17 protein-coding genes and 1 riboswitch are annotated in these 24,977 nt (G+C 35.8%); of the genes, 7 read left to right on the forward strand and 10 right to left on the reverse strand.

Translation table 11 applies throughout. The features are described from left to right. Window position 1: 1 nt before the first annotated feature. The 5 genes from DN408_RS24260 to DN408_RS24280 all read right to left on the reverse strand — a co-directional run bounded on the left by DN408_RS24260 (window position 2) and on the right by DN408_RS24280 (window position 3,105). Window positions 2–343, reverse strand: a complete 342-nt coding sequence (locus DN408_RS24260; protein WP_002011894.1) for a DUF485 domain-containing protein — start codon at window positions 341–343, stop codon at window positions 2–4. Window positions 344–579: 236 nt separating this feature from the next. After that, window positions 580–1,209: a sterol desaturase family protein gene (locus DN408_RS24265; protein WP_002126527.1), complete on the reverse strand. Its 630-nt coding sequence runs from the start codon at window positions 1,207–1,209 to the stop codon at window positions 580–582. Between the two features lie 82 nt (window positions 1,210–1,291). Then, complete coding sequence (locus DN408_RS24270; RefSeq protein WP_002011898.1) at window positions 1,292–1,585, reverse strand: hypothetical protein; 294 nt, start codon at window positions 1,583–1,585, stop codon at window positions 1,292–1,294. A gap of 19 nt (window positions 1,586–1,604) precedes the next feature. Next, on the reverse strand, window positions 1,605–2,237 hold the full coding sequence (locus DN408_RS24275) for a LysE family transporter (protein ID WP_002030886.1): 633 nt from the start codon (window positions 2,235–2,237) through the stop codon (window positions 1,605–1,607). 139 nt (window positions 2,238–2,376) lie between these two features. After that, complete coding sequence (locus tag DN408_RS24280; RefSeq protein WP_002030884.1) at window positions 2,377–3,105, reverse strand: YqcI/YcgG family protein; 729 nt, start codon at window positions 3,103–3,105, stop codon at window positions 2,377–2,379. Between the two features lie 260 nt (window positions 3,106–3,365). Here DN408_RS24280 and cspB point away from each other — a divergent pair, with 260 nt between their 5' ends. Together cspB and DN408_RS24290 are read left to right on the forward strand one after the other, a co-directional pair. Beyond that, window positions 3,366–3,563, forward strand: coding sequence for a cold shock-like protein CspB (cspB, locus tag DN408_RS24285; protein WP_002011904.1), 198 nt, complete (start codon window positions 3,366–3,368; stop codon window positions 3,561–3,563). 152 nt (window positions 3,564–3,715) lie between these two features. After that, on the forward strand, window positions 3,716–3,964 hold the full coding sequence (locus DN408_RS24290) for a DUF2564 family protein (protein WP_002011905.1): 249 nt from the start codon (window positions 3,716–3,718) through the stop codon (window positions 3,962–3,964). 33 nt (window positions 3,965–3,997) lie between these two features. Here the strand turns inward: DN408_RS24290 and DN408_RS24295 are convergent, their stop codons facing one another. From DN408_RS24295 to DN408_RS24305, 3 genes are all read right to left on the reverse strand, one after another. Beyond that, on the reverse strand, window positions 3,998–4,174 hold the full coding sequence (locus DN408_RS24295) for a zinc-finger domain-containing protein (protein ID WP_002011906.1): 177 nt from the start codon (window positions 4,172–4,174) through the stop codon (window positions 3,998–4,000). Window positions 4,175–4,186: 12 nt separating this feature from the next. Further along, window positions 4,187–4,846, reverse strand: coding sequence for a ribonuclease H family protein (locus tag DN408_RS24300; protein ID WP_002126525.1), 660 nt, complete (start codon window positions 4,844–4,846; stop codon window positions 4,187–4,189). A 124-nt stretch (window positions 4,847–4,970) separates the two neighbouring features. Beyond that, the gene (locus DN408_RS24305; protein ID WP_002011909.1) at window positions 4,971–5,459 is read right to left on the reverse strand and encodes a QueT transporter family protein; all 489 of its coding nucleotides are present in this window, start codon (window positions 5,457–5,459) and stop codon (window positions 4,971–4,973) included. 6 nt (window positions 5,460–5,465) lie between these two features. Continuing rightward, window positions 5,466–5,510, reverse strand: a riboswitch (PreQ1 riboswitch). Window positions 5,511–5,641: 131 nt separating this feature from the next. On the opposite strand from DN408_RS24305, the gene DN408_RS24310 reads away from it, so the two are divergent. From DN408_RS24310 to DN408_RS24320, 3 genes are all read left to right on the forward strand, one after another. Further along, window positions 5,642–6,514, forward strand: coding sequence for an aldose 1-epimerase family protein (locus tag DN408_RS24310; RefSeq protein WP_002086548.1), 873 nt, complete (start codon window positions 5,642–5,644; stop codon window positions 6,512–6,514). A gap of 70 nt (window positions 6,515–6,584) precedes the next feature. Next, window positions 6,585–6,971, forward strand: a complete 387-nt coding sequence (locus DN408_RS24315) for a reverse transcriptase-like protein (RefSeq protein ID WP_002011911.1) — start codon at window positions 6,585–6,587, stop codon at window positions 6,969–6,971. Window positions 6,972–6,984: 13 nt separating this feature from the next. Beyond that, the gene (locus DN408_RS24320; RefSeq protein WP_002126516.1) at window positions 6,985–7,890 is read left to right on the forward strand and encodes a DMT family transporter; all 906 of its coding nucleotides are present in this window, start codon (window positions 6,985–6,987) and stop codon (window positions 7,888–7,890) included. Window positions 7,891–7,892: 2 nt separating this feature from the next. Here the strand turns inward: DN408_RS24320 and DN408_RS24325 are convergent, their stop codons facing one another. Next, complete coding sequence (locus DN408_RS24325; RefSeq protein ID WP_001195213.1) at window positions 7,893–8,153, reverse strand: DUF6123 family protein; 261 nt, start codon at window positions 8,151–8,153, stop codon at window positions 7,893–7,895. A gap of 182 nt (window positions 8,154–8,335) precedes the next feature. On the opposite strand from DN408_RS24325, the gene DN408_RS24330 reads away from it, so the two are divergent. Next, complete coding sequence (locus tag DN408_RS24330) at window positions 8,336–8,896, forward strand: cysteine hydrolase family protein (RefSeq protein ID WP_002186259.1); 561 nt, start codon at window positions 8,336–8,338, stop codon at window positions 8,894–8,896. Window positions 8,897–8,938: 42 nt separating this feature from the next. Here DN408_RS24330 and DN408_RS24335 read toward each other — a convergent pair whose 3' ends face one another. Then, complete coding sequence (locus tag DN408_RS24335) at window positions 8,939–9,799, reverse strand: GNAT family N-acetyltransferase (protein ID WP_078178004.1); 861 nt, start codon at window positions 9,797–9,799, stop codon at window positions 8,939–8,941. Window positions 9,800–9,921: 122 nt separating this feature from the next. On the opposite strand from DN408_RS24335, the gene DN408_RS24340 reads away from it, so the two are divergent. Further along, on the forward strand, window positions 9,922–24,939 hold the full coding sequence (locus DN408_RS24340) for a DUF11 domain-containing protein (protein ID WP_147740422.1): 15,018 nt from the start codon (window positions 9,922–9,924) through the stop codon (window positions 24,937–24,939). The last annotated feature ends 38 nt before the right edge of the window (window positions 24,940–24,977 follow it).

Raw genomic sequence — 24,977 nt, forward strand, 5'->3', positions numbered from 1 at the left:
TTCAGCCCCTCCCTTTTTGCATATCTTGCAGAATTTTTTGCGAAATTTCATCAAAGGATTCGGCTTTCTTGCTGTAAATCATACATAATGACCATGTCATAATAAATTGCGCAAAAGCAAATACCCATGCCCATGTCACATCACCAAATGCCGGTGTATTAAGCACCTTTGAATACGATGTTAAAATAGGTAGTGCTATAAAAAAACTTAAAAAGAAAATACTCATCGGAATGATAAACTTCTTTTTCGTATTTAATAACAATTGAAACTCTTCAGACTGAACAACTTCTGTATAATTCACCTCATTTTTTAACTTACGTGCTGACGTATCATCTCGTTTCATTCTCTGGTCCCCTCTCTTAACTTAAAATACAATTCACCTTGCATACATAAATACTAAATTTTATAAATATTCAGAAACTTATTTTCATTTTAGACAATCCGTACATTCCTGCAAAGATTTTTCGATAGACATTTTTCGTCATTTTCTCCTAAATTTTCAATATACTTTTTTAACATAAAATTTGATTGATTCGATTAAACTTTTATTCCCATTAAAATAGAAGAAAGAAGTAGTGCTTATCGCACTACTTCTTTCTTTGTCTCCTTTTCTAAATTACGAGCTGTTTCACTTAATTCAACGTCTTTTCCATCTTTAAGTGTTCTAAATATAAAATCGAATACTGGATTTGAAACTCCGAACCAAAACTTTTCATTTTTATAATGGTGTAATATGTGCTGTTTTTTTAGCCATCTTCCAAACTTAGTGAAGGGACGAATCGGTTTATGTGCAATATAATGTTTCCATTCATAAACGAGGAGCATGATAATCATTCCGATTCCGAATGAAAGTGTAACAGTAACACTTTTTGTAATACCATACGTTATAAGTAAATATATAGTAAAGCTAGGTATACTAAACCATACAGGCAAAAATAAAAGTTTTAAATCATCTGGATATACGTGATGATCATAATGTAATCTTCTTAACATTTTTAATAAAAATGCGTTTTTAGGCGGCTTTAAATGGAATAAAAAACGGTGTGTCATATATTCGTTAAACGTATAAAAAACAATCCCAAACATACACGCTAACATACCAATCCATGTAAAAAATTGCATTTTTAAAATAATAATAAAAATTAATAGAACACTATACATAATAACAATATCATGTTGTAAAAAAAACTCTTTCACCACTCTCTTCATCTTACTTCCCCCTTTTCCACAAAAACAGCCGCAACATATCGTTACGACCATTTTTTTCTATTTCATTCTTATTCTATTCACTTTACAAATTTGCCTGCTGTTCTATTGTAGAGAAAAAAGTGTTCGGACCAAATATATTTTGCTTCGGAATAATGTGTTCTACTGCAAACACTGTTACTTCACCCCTTTGTACTTCTCCAATAATAAGCCCAAATACTTCATGATTTACCGCAAACGTTGGTTGTTTCGTTTGCAGCAACCTTGCTGCATTTTTAAATACCGCTTCATATAGTGGATTCCTATCAGTAATTTCTTTTCGGATTTTTGGTGCTAAAGTGATGATAATTTCTTTTCCGTCAATAGTGGTTCGATACATAAAAATCTCCCCTTCAATCTTATATGAACAACTGTAAAGCTTTGTATGCAAAATGGATAGAATATCCTACTAAAATAATACCTGCTCCGGCTGTAATATAGCCAAGTGCTTTTTTCTTTAATAAAGTTCTTCCAAAATGTACAGAAAAAGCAATATTTAAATTCCACAAAATAATACCAACAATAATACAAAGACTGTACAAAAAAGCTTCTTGTTTCGTTACCTTTGTAAGCAACGAGCTAAGTGTACTTCCATATATACCAAACCAAAAAACGAGATTTAATGGATTGGATATCGCAATTAGAAATCCTGCCATAAAAGATTGTTTAAGTCCACCTATCTCTTCTTGTTTATATTCCATATTAGAGTGAGAAATTCCTTGTTTTACACTTTGAAACCCTAAATAAAACAACAAGAAAAAACCAGCGCAATACATAAAAGCTTGTACATATGTATACATAAACACAGAAGATAAACCAAAATAAATAAGCAGCATAAACAAAATATCAGCAGTCATTCCTCCGATTCCAACAATCCACGCATGCCAAAATCCACGTTCAATTCCTCGTTTTAACATTTCAATATTAATCGGACCTACAGGTGCAGCTAATGAAATACCTAATACTATTTGTTGTATAATTGCTCCAAACATCACTCTATCCTTTCTACTTCTTTTACTATTAAGTAATGATGCAAATAAAGAAAATAGACTAGCTTTCATAAAAATTATTCACTAATACAATACCCTTTTTTATCCAAAATATGCAAAAGAGCCATCCAGTTGATGGCTCTTATTTCTCTACCCTATGATGAAAAGGACATTTACCTTTAATCGGCTCAATATCATCCCCTATGAAATATTGTTTCCATTCACGATGATTAGGATCGCCGTAGTGACTAATGTTAGGGTGCTTCGGCAACTGATCCCACTTTTCAACTCGTTCACGGACCATTTGTCTTGAATACGACCCTTTAGGACGATCTCCTTCTAATCCATCGAAAATAGTTCGTGGCTGGAATCCAATAACGAGAGAATTTCCTAAATGCCTAGTCTTTCGCTGTTTATAAGCTGGCGCATTCCCAAATGCAAATATTGGTTCACCACCAAATGAAAATTCCCATAAATGATGGTCTGGATTTTTCGGGATTTGCTTTGGCCATAATTGATTATCTTGTTCATGCAAATATTGTAGTACTTTCCAAAAATAATCTCGATAATATTCGATTGATTTTTCTTCACATTCCGGTTCCACAAAAAGAAAAAATCCTCTTCTTACAATCGGCCGCTCTTTCATTAGCTCCAAAAAAGTTAACATTGTATTGGGCAAATGACTCCAATCATTATGAGAGAGAAATGAATAACGAAGTTCATTCTTCTTCAAAGCTGTTAAACCGAAATAACACGGGAAGGTTGGTTCTAACACGACACTCGAAAAATCATGAAATTCTTTTGCAACCCAATTTGGTATGTCGACTCTATTTTTCATCCCTTCATTATCTAATAAATAAGACTCATCCATTCTTTCACCTCATTATGTACAGCATTCACTTAAGAATATTACATACTCGGCTTGTCCTATACCTTTTTAAAAACTCAAGAAAAAATTAATTCAAAATACAAAATTTTTAAAACGCTTACTTGACTAAATTCTACCAATTCATGTATATTTAAATTAATCATTTAGCAGAATATTCGAGAATATAGCATTTTTTATTTTTATTATTTTTTAATGAATTTCACTAAATGAAAAAAGGAATCGTTTTTAGGAGGAATTGTGACATGCAAGGAAAAGTAAAATGGTTTAACAATGAAAAAGGTTTTGGATTTATCGAAATGGAAGGCTCTGAAGATGTATTCGTACATTTCTCTGCTATTCAAAGCGACGGCTACAAAGCTTTAGAGGAAGGTCAAGAAGTATCTTTCGACATTACTGAAGGAAACCGTGGACCTCAAGCTGCTAACGTGGCAAAACTTTAATCCCACATATGACAGGAGGTTACCTTACTTGGTAACCTCCTTTGTTATTCCTTTGTTATTCCTTTGTTATTCCTTTGTTATTCCTTTGTATATTTCCGTTTTCCAGAGCAAAAACTATGTGAAATGCGCAAAATACAAAGGAGGCAATAACAATGGGGTCACATGTAAATGATTTTGAAGAAGTAAAATTCCGTGTAGAAACTGCACAAAAAATGGTAGGTTCTGCAACAATTTCAATGGATCCAGACACATTAGAGCATGCCACTACTGCAGTAGAATCGGCTCGTTCTCAGCTTGAAATCATGAAATCCGTTGCAACGGATTTAGATGAGCCATTTCTAATGAATGAAGAAAAAAAATTAAGTAAATGCGAGCATCAATTACATGAAGCGAAGCACTAAAAAACATCCAGAGAAAATTCTCTGGATGTTTTTTTATGACAATTGCTCCCCATACTTTTTCAACTTCTCTCCAACCGTACATTGCCGTATACAAAAAGAATGGGCATAGTATTTACTATGATTTTTCCGATTATGTTCCTGCAGGAAACACCCTCCGCAATACGTTTCTAATAAGTCATTTACCTCTGTAATGAGTTGCTTCTTCTTCACGTGTGCACCTCTCTATTCGGTTATTTCTTTATGACTATCAATTGTCGTCCCTTCTAATGCTTGCGCTGCTAATTGATGTGCCTCTTTATTTTGTTTTCTAGATATCGGTTCACAAATAAGTTTTAATTTCATTTGCTTCGCTTTTTGTTCAATTTGATCTAAGTAATGATTTAAATGTTCATCATAGCAAGGCCATTCACCAGCTAATTGCTGCAGTACAACTTGAGAATCTCCACGAAGTGTAACTGCTTCATATTTAATTCCTAATTCCTCGAGTGTATTCATCCCGTATAATAATGCTGCATACTCCGCTTCGTTATTATCATATATGCCTTCTATGTATGCATTGCGACGAATTCGGTAATTTGTATTTCCTTTTTTATAGTATACACATATACCAACCCCAGCTTCTTTCGTCTGTACATCATAACCACCATCAAAATAAACTTGAATTTCTTGCGGATCTTCCTCCACTTGCTTACTCAGTTTTTTCATTTCTTTTAATGACCATTCCGCGTCCATTTCATCGAAAAATAAAAGTTCTTTCACCCTACCTGTTTTCTCAAAATCCTCCGCAAATTGAAGCACTTCTTCTATGTTCATATAATCTGTTGTTAATTCAGTTTGTAAACCACGCTTCGTTTTATACAACCAATGTATTTTATATTTCATACTAGATTCCCCTTTTATAAGACTTCTTATATTTATTTTATTATATTTTATCAAGAGTCACAGTATTATATACAATTTAATCACATACAAAAAGAGCCATCCTAAGTAAGGACAGCTCTTTCATCTATTGCATAAATCTTTCAAATTGCACTCGCTTATTAATCCAGTACATTACAGGCATACCAATTGCCATTACAACAAATTCACCAACTGCACAAGTTAGCCATGTCAATAAAAATGGCAGATCAAACGCAAGATGAAGTTCAATTGCAATCATAAACATTGTGACTGTAAAAATAACTGTATTAAAAATCATACGAGCCCAAACACCTTTAATGAAGCGCATAGAAATAATAGTTGCAAGTAATGCAAGAATGGATTGCCCTACTCCAAATACTAAATCATAAGCGATCATAGGTGAGAAAAAGAGATTCGTTAAAAATACCCCTAATACAATCCCGTAAATTGCTTTCTTATTGAATACAACGAGATGATTAAACATCTCTGAAATACGAAACTGTACACTGGTAAAGCCAAATGGCTGAATAAGCATAGAAACAGCAATATATAATGCCGCTAAAATACCATTACCGACTAATGTCCTTATATTCATGACAAAATCTCCTTAGTTTTTTTACGTGGGATGGTTTCGAACCACGTTATTCGTTTTTAAGCAACAAGATTATATTTTACGCAATAGGCACTCTTTCGTCAATAGATTCCTATCATTTACTACCTTTTTTCTTTTGGACAACGTATAATAAAACATATGAAAGATTTAGGAGGTTTCACTTCATGACAGCAACAATTCAAAATGAAAAAGTGATCGTTTCCATTTCTGACAAAGGTGCAGAATTACAAAGCGTTCGCTTAAAAGAAGATAACACTGAATACTTATGGCAAGGCGATTCTACTTATTGGGGGCGCCGCGCACCAATTTTATTCCCAATTGTCGGCCGATTAGTAGATAATACATACTACGTAGATGGTAAACCATATTCTTTAACACAACACGGCTTTGCTCGTGATCTTACATTCTCTGTAAAAGAACAAAGTGAAACGAATATTACTTATATTGTTACTAGTAATGAAGAAACATTAAAAAAATACCCATACGAATTCGAATTACTCGTTTCTTATGAGCTAGATGGACAAATCGTTCATGTAACATATGAAGTAAATAACCCTACTTCAAAAGAGATGTTTTTCTCAATCGGAGCACATCCTGGTTTCAACTTCCCCTTATTAGAGGGCGAATCATTTACAGATTATCATTTATCATTTAATGGTTCTGAACGCTTAGAAACAAGCGTATTAGAAGGACCTTATCTTTCAAGTAAAAAGCAATTAATCGCTGAAAATACGAATGAATTACCACTTACATACGATTTATTCAAAAATGATGCACTTATTTTTGAAAATATGAATACGGATGAAATCTCTATTCGTTCTCATAAACATAATAAATTTGTAAAAGTAGAATTTGACGGATTCCCATTTGTGGGTGTATGGACACCAGGCGAGAACGCACCTTTCTTATGTATTGAACCTTGGTACGGGATTGCTGATGAAGTAAATCCGGCAAAAGATTTCAAGGAAAAAAAAGGAATTCAATCTTTACAAACGAATGAAACATTTACATGTCGTTATAGTATTACAATCGGCTAAGTCACTCTATCCCCTACTTCAAAGAAACATATAAGTAGGGGATCATCTTATAATTTGGAGGTTTCTCATTTTGATTGAAGTATATATTGATGGTGCATCAAAAGGAAATCCTGGTCCTTCTGGTGCAGGAGTGTTTATTAAAGGGGTGCAACCAGCTGTACAGTTATCATTGCCCCTTGGGACAATGTCCAATCATGAAGCAGAATACCACGCTTTACTTGCGGCATTAAAATATTGCACGGAGCATAATTATAACATTGTCTCTTTTCGTACCGATTCGCAGCTTGTCGAGCGAGCTGTCGAAAAAGAATACGCAAAAAATAAAATATTTGCACCACTATTAGAGGAAGCACTGCAGTACATAAAAAGTTTCGATCTCTTTTTTATTAAGTGGATTCCAAGTAGTCAAAATAAAGTTGCTGATGAATTAGCTAGAAAAGCTATCTTACAAAATTAACGGGGGTATGAGTGTGAAAAAAGATTGGGTTGCTCCTCTTGCTTTATTATTTGTCTCTTTTATTTGGGGAGCTACGTTTGTTGTCGTTCAAAATGCTATGTCTTTCGTTGGTCCATTTACTTTTAATGGTATTCGCTTTTTATTCGCTGGAATTATTTTATTATTCGTTCAAATGATTTTCTCAAAAAGAGCTTCAAAACAAGATATAAAACAGAGTAGCTTCGCTGGATTAATTGTTGGATTCTTTTTATGTATTGGCTATGTATTACAAACATTCGGCTTACTTTATACAACTTCTTCAAAAGCTGGTTTCTTAACAGGGCTTAGTATCGTTATGGTACCAATTTTGTCTTTTATCTTTTTAAAACAAAAAGCTACCATTTTTATCGTAATGGGCATTGCTGTAGCAACAGCAGGTTTATACTTATTAACGGCTGGTGATTCTTTTCAATTAAACATTGGAGATATACTCGTTCTCGGTTGTGCAGTTGCTTTTGCTGCCCATATTCTTGTTAACGGTTTCTTTTCTAAGAAAATATCACCTTTATTACTAAGCACCTCTCAAGTATTAGCTGTCGGTATATTTTCTTCTATTTGCGCTTTTTTGTTTGAAGATTGGGAAAAATTATTTTCAGTTTCACTATGGACGAATCAATCCTTTTTATTCGCTCTATTTCTAACTTCCCTATTTGCGACATCCATTGCTTTTTTCATTCAAACATCGGCACAAAAACATACTTCTCCAACAAGAGTAGCAATTATTTTTGCAATGGAGCCCGTTTTTGCTGCATTAACAGGCGTTCTAGTTGCAAACGAACAACTTTCTATTTCTGCCATTATCGGTTGTTTATGTATTTTCCTAGGCATGGTTTTTGTTGAACTACCTTCTAAAACGAAAAAAGAAGCGCGGGCTGCGTGAAGTTATGCTTGTAACTTCCGCATAAAAGCCTTAGCGCTTTTTTTATCTGTAATTTCTTCTTCTTTCAAGCGTTCTAATAACGCAACAAAATAACTGCCATCAAACTGTAATTGATGTTTAATCGTCGCTTCTATTGCTACGTTCACAATCCCATCAGATGCACCAGTATATCCTTGTCCGAACATAATAAATCCTTGTGCTTCCTCTGATAATTTAAATCCTTTCGTATGTAAGAATGAAAGATAATCTTCTACTGTTTGCATGATATTCCCACCTACTCAAAAATTCTCCACTTCCTATCATACATGTTTTTATACTCTATGAGAATGAAATTTATTTGACAACTTTGTAAATCTATCGTTTACTTCTTAGAAAAAAGAGGAGTTCCTTACAATACAAAAGAATATGTAAAGTGGAATTTATTTTATATTAAAGGGGATATCGAATGAAACAAGCACTATTAATTATCGATGCTCAGCAAGAATTAATGGATGGAAATGAACAAGAAAATGAAGTTTTTCGTAAAACCGAGCTATTATCTACACTAAATACAGCCGTACAGAAAGCAATAGATTCAAATGCCCTTATTGTTTTCGTAAGAGATATCGATGTTGCTTCTGGTAGCGGAGAAGGATTTGAAGTACATAATCAAATTAAAGTACCTCAGTCTGCAATCCTTATTAATAAAGCAGCAACAAACGCATTCTATGGCACTTCTTTACTTGAACTTTTAAAAGAAGAGAAGATTAGCCATATCGTTATCGGTGGATGTAAAACAGAACATTGCATCGATACCGCCGTTAGAACAGCAACTGTACAAGGATTTGACGTTACATTAATTAAAAATGGTCATTCCACAACTGATTCTAACGTGTTATCTGCAGAGCAAATTATTGGTCATCATAATAAAACTCTACATGGACATTATAACGTTGATCATTTTTCAATGGTTAGAGATGTCGAGGAAGACCTTTTTCAACCTATTCATGATCAATATCGCGATTAATTTGGCTATAAAAAAGAATCCTTTTCACAAAAGGATTCTTTTTTATCCAAAAATTTGCGCTGCAATACTGTATAGTTCTCCATTTCTTTTCAAAATTTGATCACTATTTTTTATCATAATTGGTGGGGTATTAACCTTTTGAAAACCAGTAATCTCTAATTCTTTCATGAAACCTTTCTTTCCTTCTGGTACATCAATTCTTAATTTACCATGATGCTCTCTTGCTAAATAATGTACCATTCTCATTGCCATCGCATCATTTTTAGCAACGACCGGCCCTATTATTTTATTTTCTGGCGTTTGTATACTTAAACCGTAACCTAATACATTTTGTTGTGCATCCTTTGTAACAATACATTGTTCACTTTGAATAATTCGATACTTTAAAAACTCTTCTCTATTTGTTCCAAATGCATCTTTATCTATTTGTATTATTTCTTCTAAATCACGTTCTTCATAATTCACAATATACTCTTCATTTCCTACACAATGGTAATTCGCATTGTACGAGTTACATATGTATTTAGAAACATAACTAACAGCCCTGAATCCTAGTTTTTCATATAAAATTTTCCCCTCATCCGTGGCAATAAGCATAATGGGGGTTTGAGTTAATACGCTTTTAACACATAAATCCGTTATTATCTTTCCAATCCCTCTTCCTTTATAATCTGGATGTACAATTACCATTCCAATTGAGGCTAATGTCTCCCCGTATAGTATAATTGCTGCGCTAGCAATAAGCTCTTCTCTCTCATTTACTACACCATATACTATACCCGTATTCAAAATCATCTCAATTTCCTCTCTGTTGTAATCCCAGCCAATATGAGAAGATAATGCTACAATATCCTCTATTTTCCCTTTCCTAAGACGCTCCACCCTAATCTCCACTTCAATCATTCCCCATCTCCTTCTTTAGACGTTTGAACCATTCTGCATGAATCAACTTGTACATGTTTCCCTTTATCACTCACACACATATCCTATTTTGACCAAGACTATATTGTAAATGAGGTGACAACATGCCCATTACGAATCGATTTTCTACCACCACTAACGGCGCACTCGCTATTACAGGAAACACACTAGGTTTAAGTAAAATTAGCAATCTAAACCGTGCTGGTACAATCGGTGCAATTGGTGCATTCGTAACTACGAATACCGCTTTACAAGTAACTACTTTTCCTGCAGGTACAACGTTAAACTATACACAAAATAGTTCTACCGCTATTTTGAATATCCCTGCTGGTAGTACTATTCTTTACGCAGAACTCGTTTGGGGTGGAAACTATTTATCTCGGGATCAAAACATTACGAGTGTATTAGGAAACCCCGTTTCTTTTACAACACCTGTGTCAACATACTCAATTACCCCTTCGGCTGTTACAGCTTCAAATCAAACATTCGTTTCTGGATCTGTCACATTTGGATTTTACACACGATCAGCGGATGTAACGTCACTCGTTCAAGCTGCTGGATCTGGATCTTATACAACAGGTTCTGTTCCTGGACTTGTAGATCCTTTAGACGCTTCTAATGGAGCCATTAATTCTGCAGGATGGACGCTTATTGTTGCTTATCAAAACGGTTCCTTACCCGCAAGAAATTTAACAATTTACGTAGCTGGTAACCGCGTTTCTGTAGAAACCGGTAGTGCAGATGTATCTGTCTCAGGGTTTTTAACACCTGCCGGGGGACCTGTAAGCGGGAGATTATTTTTAAGTTCTACTGAAGGGGATGCTGATTTAACTGGGGATCAAGCTTTATTTGGACCAAATTTCAGTTCATTAAATGCATTATCTGGGCCAAATAATGCTGTTAATAATTTCTTCGGTTCTCAAATTAATAATGCTGCAGGGAACTTAGATACAACTGGTACATTTGGAACGCGAAACCAGAGTGCCTCTACAAGTACAAATATCTCCGCTGGAAGACAAGGATGGGACATTACTTCCATTGATATTTCTCCTTATTTAACAAATTCCCAAGTATCTGCCTCAATTCGTTTAACTACTAACGGGGATGCATATATGTTAAATACAGTCGGTTTACAAATCAATATAAACTCACCTAATATACAAGCAACTAAAAGCGTGAATAAAAGTGTCGCTACAATTGGAGATATTCTAACCTATACAGTTACTGTTCCTAACACCGGGCTTCTTCCTGCAAATAACGTTACTTTTACAGATGTTCTCCCTAACGGTACTTCCTTTATACCTGGAAGCGTAACGATAGATAACGTACCACAAACAAACGCAAATCCGGTCGCCGGTATATCTCTGGGGACAATTAATAATGGCTCTTCTCGTACAGTAGCTTTCCAAGCGACTGTCGTTTCTCTTCCAAGTCAAAATCCTATCTCTAACACTGCGAATATTACATTTCAATATACACCGATTGCCGGAGGAACGACTTTTAACGGTCTTGCAACAAGTAACTCTGCAGGAACACAAATTAACCTCGCAGATATTAATGGCACAAAATCAGTTAACAAACTTTTTACCGATATTGGTGAAACATTAACTTACAGTATTTCCTTAGCTAATATAGGAAATATCGCTGCAACTAATGTTATATATACAGATCCGATTCCTAGCGGGACTACTTTCATTCCAGGGAGTGTAACTGTTAACGGAGTTACTCAAGCTGGAGCAAATCCCGCTAATGGTATATCAATTGGATCTATTGCTGCAAATTCTACTACTACTATTTCCTTTCAAGTATTCGTTCCTTCTATCCCCCAAACAAATCCAATATTAAATAGTGGTACAACAACATATCAATACATTCCTGTACCAAATCAGCCGGCAGTAAGTGGAACTGATACGACAAATATTGTCTCCACTCAAGTGAATAATGCTACTGTAACAATGACGAAAGCAGTAGATAAAAACTATGCAGATATTGGCGATACCCTGACTTACACTGTTGCCTTTACAGGTACAGGTAATACGAATGCGAACAATGTTATTTTTACAGATGTCATTCCTACAGGAACAACTTTTGTCCTAAACAGTTTAACAATAGATGGCTCGACACAAGTTGGCGCTAATCCCGCTAATGGTGTGAACATAGGATCCATCCCAACTGGCACAACCAAAAGTGTTTCATTTCAAGTAGTAGTAAACACAATACCCGCGTCAAATGCCATATCTAACGGATCAAGCGCTTCTTATCAGTACACCGTTAACCCTAGCCAATCACCCATTATGAAAAACATTTCTTCTAACGTCGTTACTACTCAAATTAACAATGCGAATTTAACATTAACAAAGTCTACAAATAAACAATTTGTCACAATTGGCGAAACGATAAGTTATACAATCCTTATTACAAACAGTGGAAATACGGCCGCCAATAACGTTCAACTAACAGATCCACTTCCAAATGGAACGATATTAACATTAGGTTCTGTAACGCTCAACGGAGTTTTGCAAAATGTAGATTCTCTCGTTGCTTTACCTATCGGCACAATTCCTGGTGGAGCTACTTTCACCTTATCCTTCCAAGTAACAGTCATTAACATTACTGCACAAAATCCTATCATTAATAACGCTTTCTCCTCTTATATTTACACTGTAAATCCAAGCCTGCCACCAACTTCAAAAACAGCAAATTCTAATTCTGTTACATCAACAATTAGACTAGCAAATCTTCATGCTAATAAATCTGTAAGTCAAACGTTTGTGGAAGTTGGAGATGTATTAACTTACACCTTTGCTCTTACAAACGATGGAAATGTTACAGCGAACAATGTATTACTATCCGATTCCATTGCGAATGGCACTTCCTTTGTACCGAACAGTGTTATAGTTAACGGTGTTACTCAGCCGGGCGCAACACCAGCTAGCATCAATATTGGTGGCATCAATGCTAATACTACAATTACAGCTTCATTCCAAATATTAATAACTAGTATTCCAAATCCTAATCCTATTTTGAATAGCGCTTCCATCTCCTATAACTTTATCGTTGATCCAAACGCTTCTCCTGTAAGTACAAACACAACTACAAACACTACATTTATCCAAGTTAATGATGCAAATGTAATTTCGGCAAAATCAGTGGATCGAGAGTTCGCTACTGTTGGAGATATATTAACTTATACCGTTATTTTAACGAATGCAGGAAGCGTTTCTGCTGATAATCCTACTTTCATAGATATAAATCCAGATGGTACTACCTTTATTCCAAATACTTTTCTTATTAATGGCGTTTTGCAAAACAATGCAGATCCAAATATCGGTGTCCTGTTACCTTCTATTCCTGCTAGCGGATTAATTACCGTTTCTTATCAAGTAACTGTCACTGCTTTACCAGCCCAAAATCCAACAACTAATTCATCGAGTACACAGTATAGTTTCGTTCTAAATCCAGGTGATCCACCAATTATAGAAACATCTTTAAGTAATACTGTAAGTACACAAATTAATTTAGCAAATGTAGTTATTGTCAAAGAGGTAGATTTAACTATTGCCGATGTCGGGCAACCAATCACATATACAATTTCCTTAGCTAACCTTGGCAATACTACAGCAAACAATGTTGTTGTTACCGATATAATCCCTTCCGGCACCACTATCGTACCAAATAGTATTTTTATAGGTGGCGCTTTACAGCTAGGTGCAGACCCAAGTACCGGCCTTCAAGTCGGCTCCATTCCTGCAGGTGGTTTTACAACGATTGTTTTTCAAATAAGTGCAAATGGGCTACCTTCACCAAATCCAATTCAAAATAGCGCTTCACTTCAATATAACTTTATCGCTGATCCAAATTTACCTGTTGTTGTGAAAAACGCTACTAGTAATATAGTAACTACACAAATTAATACTGCTAATATTGTTGCTACAAAACTAACGAGTACAAATTTCGCTGATGTTGGTGATGTCATATTATATGCGACTATTTTAACAAATAACGGGAATATCCCTGCTTCTAATGTATCGTTTACAGATATCATTCCAGCGGGTACCCTGTTCATTCCTAATACTGTAACGATTAACAATGTCCCTATAGCAAATGCAAATCCTGCTAACGGTATTTTTATCGGTACGATAGGAGCGAATTCATCACGAACCGTTGCATTCCAGGTTCTTGTACCAACTATCCCTGCTGTAAATCCGATTACGAATCAATCAGGCACAACATTCCAATATACGTACGATCCATCCAAGCCAGCTGTAATGCAGATGGTGGCTTCTAACACGGTACAGACAACTATTAATAACGCCTCAATTGCCGCTACAAAATCTGCAGATAAACAGTTTGCTAACGTAAATGATATTATTACGTACACGACTACTTTAACAAATAACGGGAATACACTTGCATCAAATATAGTATTTACAGATGCCATTCCAAGTGGGACTTCATTTATTCCAAATAGTGTAACAGTAAATGGTACTACACTCCCTAATATAAATCCAGCAAATGGCGTAGCAATTGATCCAATAAACCCCAATACAAATACAACAATCTCATTTCAAGTAATAGTAAATTCCATCCCTAGTACAAATCCAATCCCGAACCAAAGTAATACAACGTACCAATATGTCGTAAATCCTAACTTACCTCCTGCATCTGCCAATGCGTTAAGTAACGTAATAACAACTCAAATTAATAACGCTACGATCGTCGCTACTAAATCAGTGAATACACCGACAGCTGCAATTGGAGATATCGTTACCTATACGATTGCAGTTACAAACACAGGTAATATCCCTGCTAGTGCAAATGTTTTAACGGATGGGCTTGGCGCAGGAGCTTCATTTATCCAAAACTCCGTAACTATCAATAATGTTCCACAACCAGGATTAGATCCATCACTTGGTATTCACTTAGCAGATATTCCACCAGGTAATACTGTATTTATTGCTTTTCAAGCACAAATTTTAGCGATACCGCCTAGTGGCACATTAACAAATAATGCCCTTGTAAATTATGAATATACAGTGAACCCAAACCAATCACCTGCTGTTGGTAGTACAATTACAAACACAACGGTTACTCCAATTATTGATGCTACTCTATCTATAAATAAAACTGTCAATTCAACATTCGCTACTATTGGAGATACACTTACTTTCACTTCTACCATTACTAATTCCGGTAACACTACCGCAAACAATGTTATTTTTACAGATTTAATTCCAGATGGTACAACGTTTATTCCAAATAGTTTTACAGTAAATGGAACAACCATTCCTAATGCAAATCCACAAAATGGTATCAATATCGGTAACATAAATTCAAATGCATCAGTTATACTCAGCTTTCAAGTAAACATTACAACGATTCCAAATCCTAATCCAATCCCTAATAAATCATCGCTTCAATATAATTTTATTGTAGATATTAATGAACCACCTGTTTCACGAACAGTTAAATCCAATAAAACTTTTACACAAGTAAATACTGCTTCCGTTATCGCAACAAAAACTGCGAGCAGTGCATTTGCTGCTGTTGGCGATACAATTACGTATACAACTACTCTCACTAATAACGGAAATACAACTGCAAACACACCTGTTTTTATCGATATATTACCACCTGAACTTTCATTCGTTCCTGATAGCGTACAAATTAATACCACCCCACAACTCGGATTTAGGCCAGATAACGGGGTTCCTTTAGACCCAATTCCAGTTGGAGGAACGACAACCATTAGTTTCCAAGCCATTGTCGGTTCAATACCAGCTTCAAACCCTACGATGAACCAATCTAGTACAACATACTCTATCATTATTGACCCTACCGAGCCGCCTGTTACAGAAACGGCTACTAGTAATCCGGTCTTAGTTCAAATAAATGAAGCAATCATTCAAGCAACGAAAAGTGTGGATCGTATCTTTTCTGACGTAGCACCTGGAAATTCATTTTTAACGTATACTGTTTTATTAGAAAATATAGGGAACACGACTGCTACTAATATCATTTTTACAGATCCGATTCCAAATAATACAGTATTTATAGAAGATAGCGTTCGAGTAGGTGGGGTTTTATTACCTGGAGTAAATCCAGCGAATGGGATACCAATTGGAGATTTTATAAACGTCACCTTCCGCGTGCAAGTAGTTAGTATTCCAAATCCAATTTTCACAATTGGGCCTGGGGGACCAAACTCACCGGTTGTAAACGGTGCTTCTATTAATTATCAATTTATGACAGGACCTAATTTACCACTCGTTTCACGAAGTACAACATCCAATTCTGTTTCGACACAAATAAATTCCGGGGAAATTGTAGCGGTTAAATCCGCGGATAAAAATTTCGCAACGATCGGCGATACAATTTCTTATACAATTACATTAAATAACCCTGGAAATGTCACTTCACAAAATATAATTTTCACGGATATTTTGCCTGATGGAACGACATTTATTTCCGGGACTCTTACAAGCGATTCTGGTACACAGCAAATTGGAAATCCAGCGAGTGGAATTCAGATTGGAAATATAAATCCCGGTAGCACGGCTACTATTACGATAAACGTACTTGTAACAAACATTCCAAGTATAAATCCAATCTCTAATTCTAGTTCTATACAATTTCAGCATATTGTTGATCCAAGTCAACCCGCTATAACACAAACCGTTTCATCTAATACCGTTACTACGACAATAAATAGTGCAATATTAACTACAACAAAAAGTGCTGATAAATCTATAGTGTCTGTTGGAGATACGATTACGTATACCACTACTATTACAAATACAGGGAATACAGCAGCAACGAATATAACATTCACAAGCGCTATTCCAGCTAGCACTACATTCATACCAAATTCAGTTACAGTAAATGGAGTTCAGCAACCTGGTGCGCAACCAGCACTTGGAGTAAATTTACCAAATATCGCACCCGGTGAAACAGTAACTGTTACTTTCCAAGTAAATGTTATTTCTATTCCCCCTTCAAGCTCGATTATGGATAATGACACAATTTTATATTCTTATACTGTCGATCCAAGCGGAGCTCCTATTACAACTTCTACTTCAACGAATATCGTTACAAATCCTGTACTAGATGCCATGATAACGATGGTAAAATCAGTCGATCAAACGCTTGTAACACTAGGTGATACCATTACCTATACGACCATTTTAAAGAATAGTGGTAATACAAATGCAACTAACATTACTTTCACTGACCTTATTCCAGATGGTACAACGTTTATTACTGATAGCATTACAATAGATGGCATCACACAAATTGGTCTTAATCCTAATACAGGTATAACGATTGGATCAATTGCTCCTAACAGCTCAATATCTATAGCATTTCAAGTTACCGCTACTTCCACCCCTGTTCAAAATCCCATTGCCAACTCCGCTACTGCTTCTTACACATTTATCGCTGATCCAAATGCACCAATTGTTTCAAGAAATGTTACTTCAAACACAGTGTTCACTACAATTAACACAGCTACCATTCTTTCATTAAAACAAGTCGATAAATCCTTTAGTCGTATTGGAGACACACTCACCTATACTGTTACTTTAACAAACAATGGAAACTCATCCGCACAAAATGTTATTTTCTCAGATACAATGCCGAGCGGAACTACATTTATTGCAAACTCATTTTCTATTAACGGGGTTTCTCAAAGTGGTGCGGACCCATCGAACGGTGTAAATATTGGGCCTATAACAGCTGGGTCTACAGTAACTGTTTCATTCCAAGTAAACGTGGCGTCATTACCAACCGAAAATCCAATTGTAAATTTCTCATCAACATCGTATCAATTAGTCTCACCGCCTGATGCAGAAACTTCAATTAGTAATCCTGTTTCAACACAAATTAGAGAAGCTATATTATCTATGACGAAAAATGAAAGTCTATCCTTTGCAGATGTTGGGCAAACTGCTTTTTACACTACTTCTATTGCCAATGTAGGCAATACGGATGCAACTAATATTGTATTCACAGATGTATTACCAAGTGGACTCACATTTATTCCTAACACATTAACTGTCGATGGCATTTTACAACCTAATGCGGATCCAAATACAGGTGTATTACTTGCAGCACTTCCACCAAATGAAATATATAGTATCGTCTTTCAAGTTACAGTGAACAGCATTCCACCTATTAATCCAGCACCGAATACAGCATCAACGACATATGAGTTTACTGTTGATCCAGGTAATCTGCCGGTATCGAATACAGCTAGCTCCAACACTACACTTCTTCAAATAAACAACGCAAATATTATTAGTACAAAAACAGCAAATCTTACTTTTGCGGATGTTGGTAATACAATAACATTTACACTTAACCTTCCTAATACAGGGAATGTGGCTGCAACTGATGTAACTATTATCGATATTCTTGATAGCAATTTAAGTTTCATTCCAAACAGTTTCACAGTTAATGGGCAAACCATTCCAAACGCTGATTTGTCTACTGGTGTAAACATAGGTTCAATTAATGGGGGTAATACGGCAATCGTTACATTCCAAGCAACTGTTACTACACTTCCAACACTTAATCCAATTTCTAATTTTGCTTCTACCACATATCATTATGTCGTTGATCCTAGCCAGTCACCTATTACAACTTCCAATCAATCGAATACAACGACAACCCAAATTAATAGCGCTATCCTTACTGCACAAAAAAATTCAAATGCGGAAACGGTAGATATCGGGCAGGATATCGTCTACTCAGTTACAATTACAAATAGCGGAAATGTTAGTGCAACGAGTGTTATTTTTACCGACCTAATTCCAGACGGAACTTCCTTTGAACCGAATAGTTTTACACTTAACGGAATTAGCATCCCAAATGCAAATATAATTACAGGTGTTCCAATTGGTGATATCGCGCCAAACCAATCTGTCATCGTAGCATTTCATATTAATGCCAATGAAATTCCGCCTATAAATCCAATTTCCAACCAAGCTAGCGTTAGCTTCCACCATATCGTTAATCCAGCAAATCCTCCAGTTTCAAAAAATATTACTTCTAACAGCGTTACAACAAAAATTGAAAGTGCTATTTTAAACACTATTAAAATAGGAGATAAAGCTTTTGCAACTATCGGTGATACGATTACGTATACAACTACTATTACGAACACAGGAAATATCTCTGCTAACAACGTTGTTTTCTCAGACCCTATACCGACATGGACACAATTTGTTGCAGGATCAGTCATTGTTGATGGCACTTCATTACCATCCGCTTCTATCATTGACGGTGTTGGCATAAATACAATAACTCCAAATCAAATCGTAACAATTATGTTCCAAGTGCAAATCGTAAGCAATCCAACAACGTTCACACCTGAACTCCAAAACTTAGGATTTGTTAACTTCCAATATAACGTAGGCAATTCATTACAAGCTCAGCCTGGCAATGTGGAAACGAACGTCTTCGTTACTTCTATTAATTCAGCAATACTTTCAGCTGTAAAAACTGCTAATACAGCCTTTGCAAATATCGGAGACACAATCACTTATACAGTTTTGATTCAAAACAGCGGCAATACAAACGCTACGAATTTAAATTTCTCAGATCTTATTCCAGCTGGAACGACCTTTGTTGAAAATAGTTTTTCTGTAAATGGAAGTATCATTCTAGGGGCAGATCCAAATAACGGGGTTAATATCGGAACCGTTAGTACGAACAGTTCCTTAACTGTTACTTTCCAAGTCATGGTTGCATCTACTCCACCTTCAAACCCAATTACAAACGTTGGATCTATTCAATTCACATTCATTGTTGACCCGGCAGCTCCTCCTGTTACAAGCACAATAAATTCTAATGGCGCTTCAACACAAATTAATAACGCTACCGTTACTACTGTTTTAGAAGCAAATCGATCAATCGTATCCATCGGAGATATAATTACGTATACAGCAACATTAACAAATACCGGAAATTTCCCTGCAAATTCTGTATTGCTCATAAACGGAGTTCCTGTAGGTGCAGTATTCGTTCCAAATAGCGTTACGTTAAATGGAATGTCACTTCCAAATGCAAGTCCAACTCTCGGTATTCCAGTTGGTATTATCGCACCAGGTGATTTTGCTACTATTACGTTCCAATTTCTTGCAAGTTCTATTCCACCGCAAGGGGCGATTATAAATCAAGCCATTACAAGTTACACGTATATTGTCGATCCAAGTCAACCTCCAGTTACAGCAACATCCTCATCTAATACGGTTAATACAGCTGTCGTTGATGCATCGTTATCCGTAATTAAAAATACAGATTCTCTCGTACAATCTACTAACGGTACAATCACTTACACAGTAGTCGTTCAAAATAACGGAAATACAACTGCAAATACAGTTAATTTAACAGATTTGGTCCCAGAAGGAACTACATTTATTCCTAATAGCGTGACCATTAATAGCGTTTCCGTTCCAGGTGCCGATCCAAACGTAGGGATACCATTAAACGCCATCGCGCCGTCAGAAATTGTCACCGTCACATTCCAAGTTATCGTTCAATCCATTCCAAGCGTGAATCCAATTTCTAATACAGCCCGTATTGACTATACTTTTATCGCCGACCCAACCTCTCCTATCATCTCTCGTACAATTACTTCTAATCCAGCATCCACACAAATTTCAGATGCGAATGTTCTTTCTTTAAAAGCAGTTAATGCACAACAAGCAACAACAGGTGATATTTTGACTTATACGATAACGCTAGAAAATACCGGAAATATTCCAGCTACTAATCTCATATTTTCAGATACTATTCCAGAAGGGACTACATTCGTAGAAAATAGTTTTACACTTAATGGAACAGCTATACTTGGTGCAAATCCAAATGTAGGGGTTGCTTTGCCTAACCTAGTAGCAAACGCTACTCACCTTATTTCGTTCCAAATTCTTATTAACGATTCATTCTCGCAAGAATCGATTACAAATCAATCCAACACAACATATTCAATTCAACCAGATCCAAGCCAGCCGCCTATTACTGAAACATCTACAAGTAATATCGTCATTACAAATTTCGTGCAAGCACAATTGACAATTACAAAAACGTCCAATCCAATAACTGTAGATATTGGCGGAACTATACTTTATATTTCTGAAGTGAAAAATATCGGCAATGTTGACGCAATAAATATTATTTTTACAGATTCTATTCCAGCTGGGACTACATTCGTTTCCGATAGTGTCACAATTAACGGTGTCCTGCAGCCAGGTGTAAATCCAGAAAACGGAATACCACTTGGAACAATTCCAGCAAACAGTTCCAAAACGATACTATTTCAAGTGCAAACAAACAATCCACCTACTGAAACCGAAATTGTAAATCAATCTTCTGCAAATTACCAATATGTAAGTATTCCTACAGCTCCACCGGTGAATCGCTCTGCAAATTCTAACATTGTTACAACATCACTTCAAAATGCAAATATTATTTCTGTTAAAAGCGCGGATGTAACTTTCGTATCAATTGGGCAAATTATTACCTACACAAATACACTACAAAATATAGGAACCATTCCAGCTAACAATACCGTGTTTATTGATAACATTCCAGAAGGTACTATATTCATTGAAGATAGCTTATCAATAAATAATGTGATTCAGCCTGGCGCGAATCCTGAAAACGGAGTAACTCTCAGCACGATACAACCAAATGAAACAGTCACTATTTCATTCCAAGTACAACTTACAAATATACCGTCCGGCAATACAGTCATTAATATTTCAGACACTTCGTACGAATACCAAATTGACCCTAGCTCTCCGATTATTCAGCGTAGATCGTTATCAAATGCAGTAAACACGGAAGTGCGGACGGCAAATGTTAGTGCAATTAAATCCGCCAATAGATCCATTACACGCATCGGTCAAATCATCACATATACAGTCGCCGTTACAAACGCTGGTACAGTACCTATTACAAATACTCTCCTAATTGACGCAATTGCTGCTGGCACCACATTCGTTCCAAATAGCATCCTTGTAGATGGCATACCAAGACCTAACGAAAATCCAATTACCGGTATCAATCTTGGTATTATCCTTCCAAATAATACGATTATTGTTACGTTCCAAGTAAATGTAGTCTCTATACCTTCTCAAAATAACATTAATAATATCGCCGTCATTCACTATGAGTATCAACCAGACCCAAGCTTACCACCAATTTCAGAAACGACCTCTTCCAATACTACAAATATACAATTTATTGATGCTATTCTTATCGCTACAAAATCCTCTAATAAAGTATTAGCTAACATTGATGAAACCATTGAATATACAGTATTCATTCAAAATAATGGATCGACTACAACTAACTCCATCTTTTTTACAGATACTATCGAGGATGGAACTGTATTTATTCCTGGAAGTGTAATAGTTAACAATACTATAATTCCTGCAGCAGATCCGAATATCGGCTTTTCCATTCCTAATATCGCGTCAGGTCAATCGACAACAATAACATTCCAAGTTTCCGTTACGAATTTACCTGCTGTAAATCCAACACCTAATACTGCAAACATCGTCTACGATTTTATTTTCAATCCTGACTTTGCACCAATTCAAAAATCTACTACTTCCAATACTACTTTCGTTCAAATTAATGACGCTGATATCGTTTCACTGAAAACTGTTGATTTGACTTCTGTAACGATTGGTGACATTTTAACTTATACAACAACTTTAACGAATACAGGGAATACGGATGCTACTGCGGTTGTATTTACAGACAATATTCCTGATGGAACAACCTTTATAAACGGTAGCGTTTTAGTAAATAATATTCCTCAGCTTAACGCCAATCCAAGTGCCGGTATACTTGTAGGAACGATTGCTCCTAACATTTCTATCCCAGTCACGTTTTCCGTTACTGTGTTAGCTCTTCCAGCTAGCGGTCGTATTCAAAATCAATCCACTTCTCGTTATACAATTAATGGTGAAGAACAAATATCGACTAGTAATATTACCTTCACTGAAGTTATTTCTGCTAATGTAATTGCAACAAAAACAACGCCTATCCAATACGCTGACCTACAAACTATCATCCCTTACACAATTTCCATCACAAACAATGGGAATATACAAGTAGAAAACATTATCGTTACTGATATCATTCCAGCAAATACGAGCTTTATAGAGAATAGTGTTATTGTGAATGGCAACGCTCGGCCAAATGACAATCCACTTAGCGGTATACCAATTGATAACATTCCGCCTAATACGACAGCAACTATTCTATTCCAAGTCCGGGTTACTTCCATTCCGCAAACAAATCCAATCTCTAACACGAGTACAATTGAATATGAATACACGGTACCAGATAGGCCACCTATTACCGAAACTATTATTTCATCAGCTGCCATAACAGAAATTCATCACGCGAATTTAAATAGCAATAAAACTGTTGACCTTGCATTTGCAACGGTCGGTGATACGTTAACGTATACGATTACACTAAATCAAACTGGTAATGTTTCAGCAGATGATTTAGTCATTCAAGATATTATTCCTCAAGGTACTACGTTTATAGAAAATAGTGTCATTGTAAACGGAGAAACTGTTCCGGGAGTTAATCCAGTAAGCGGCATACCAATTGGTACTATAATTGTAGGTGGAGATGCCATCGCTTCCTTCCAAGTAACTGTAACTTCTATTCCAACACCAAATGAACTCAACAACAAAGCAATTACTACTTTTAACTATATAGTCAATCCAAATAACTTACCTGTTACAAATACGACTACAACAAATACTGTCACAACAACTGTCCAAAATGATAATGTCGTTGCCATAAAATCTGTTAATGCCACGAATGCATTACCTAGTCAAACTTTAACGTATACAATTACAATTACTAATAGCGGTAATGTAACGATTGAAGACCTTCTTGCCATAGACACCGTACCAGTAGATACAATTTTCATTACTGGCAGTGTTACGATTAACGGGATCAATCAGCCTAATGCGAATCCTGAAAATGGTATTCCATTAGGAAACCTTGCTCCTAATGAATCTGTTGTCATTACGTTCCAAGTAACAATATCTTCTTCGACTCTTCAAACTGCTATCAATAACGACGCTTCTGTTTCCTATACTGTTACCATTGATCCGAATGAACCACCTATTACAATTACAAAGCAAACAAATACCGTTACAACAACGATCGTTGATCCAATGGTGCGCATTGAGAAAAATGCTGACAAATCTTCTGTCGTTATAGGGGATATTATTACATTCACACTAGACGTATTTAATCATTCCTCAATTCCTACAGTAAGTACTTCCGTTTTAGATATGATTCCAGCTGGTACAACATTTATAGAAAACAGTGTAACAATTAACGGTACTCCGGTTCCAAATATTCGACCAGACACTGGTATTAACATTGGTTCCTTATCGGCAGATGGAGTAGCAACTATAACATTTAAAGTTCTCGTAACTTCTATCCCTTCAAACAGTACAATTATCAATTCCGCAACAGTTACAGCTGCTTTCCAATTGACACCACAGGATCCAATTATTATTTTCATTGTCAATTCGAATATTGTTCGTATACCAGTTCAATTTATAACGGCAGCAGTGATAAAAAATGCTTCCGTCAGCTCTGCTTATTTAAACCAATATTTTGATTATACAGTGCGTATTACGAATACTTCCGAGATTTCACTTTCAAATATTTCATTACAAGACACCATTCCAGCAGGTTTACAATTTATGAACGGTACGGTCTTCATTAATGGGGAACGCTCTCCACTAGCGAATCCGAATATCGGTTTCCTAGTCGCTACTAATTTGGAACCGAACGAAACAATTATCGTGTTATTCACAGTACAAGTGATAAGTCCCCCTATTAATAATGAATTTAAAAACACGGCAAACGTTTCTTTACAACTTCAAGTCTCTCCTACCGATCCACCAATCACAGTAACCATTACAAGTAACGAAAACATCGTCACCTTCATTCCAGAAAATCCAGATGAAACACTTCCAAATTTAAATTGTTTCTTTGACGGTGAACGTTTCATACGCATTACTCCTCGAAATATACGAAATTACTTTTGGACTTGGATTTGGTGGCGTTAATCAAAAAAGAAAAAGCTTGTAGTTCGGATAATATCCAA

Source organism: Bacillus sp. AR13-1 (assembly GCF_008042285.1).
GTDB classification, from domain to species: Bacteria; Bacillota; Bacilli; order Bacillales; family Bacillaceae_G; genus Bacillus_A; species Bacillus_A mycoides.

Excerpts from the sequence above, each read along its gene's own strand:
- DN408_RS24335 (WP_078178004.1), bottom strand. The coding sequence starts at position 9,799 with ATGATTGAAGTGGAGATTAGGGTGGAGCGTCTTAGGAAAGGGAAAATA.
- DN408_RS24260 (WP_002011894.1), bottom strand. The coding sequence starts at position 343 with ATGAAACGAGATGATACGTCAGCACGTAAGTTAAAAAATGAGGTGAAT.
- cspB (WP_002011904.1), top strand. The coding sequence starts at position 3,366 with ATGCAAGGAAAAGTAAAATGGTTTAACAATGAAAAAGGTTTTGGATTT.
- DN408_RS24340 (WP_147740422.1), top strand. The coding sequence starts at position 9,922 with ATGCCCATTACGAATCGATTTTCTACCACCACTAACGGCGCACTCGCT.
- DN408_RS24305 (WP_002011909.1), bottom strand. The coding sequence starts at position 5,459 with ATGAATATAAGGACATTAGTCGGTAATGGTATTTTAGCGGCATTATAT.
- DN408_RS24290 (WP_002011905.1), top strand. The coding sequence starts at position 3,716 with ATGGGGTCACATGTAAATGATTTTGAAGAAGTAAAATTCCGTGTAGAA.
- DN408_RS24325 (WP_001195213.1), bottom strand. The coding sequence starts at position 8,153 with ATGCAAACAGTAGAAGATTATCTTTCATTCTTACATACGAAAGGATTT.
- DN408_RS24300 (WP_002126525.1), bottom strand. The coding sequence starts at position 4,846 with ATGAAATATAAAATACATTGGTTGTATAAAACGAAGCGTGGTTTACAA.
- DN408_RS24275 (WP_002030886.1), bottom strand. The coding sequence starts at position 2,237 with ATGTTTGGAGCAATTATACAACAAATAGTATTAGGTATTTCATTAGCT.
- DN408_RS24280 (WP_002030884.1), bottom strand. The coding sequence starts at position 3,105 with ATGGATGAGTCTTATTTATTAGATAATGAAGGGATGAAAAATAGAGTC.
- DN408_RS24265 (WP_002126527.1), bottom strand. The coding sequence starts at position 1,209 with ATGAAGAGAGTGGTGAAAGAGTTTTTTTTACAACATGATATTGTTATT.
- DN408_RS24270 (WP_002011898.1), bottom strand. The coding sequence starts at position 1,585 with ATGTATCGAACCACTATTGACGGAAAAGAAATTATCATCACTTTAGCA.
- DN408_RS24310 (WP_002086548.1), top strand. The coding sequence starts at position 5,642 with ATGACAGCAACAATTCAAAATGAAAAAGTGATCGTTTCCATTTCTGAC.
- DN408_RS24330 (WP_002186259.1), top strand. The coding sequence starts at position 8,336 with ATGAAACAAGCACTATTAATTATCGATGCTCAGCAAGAATTAATGGAT.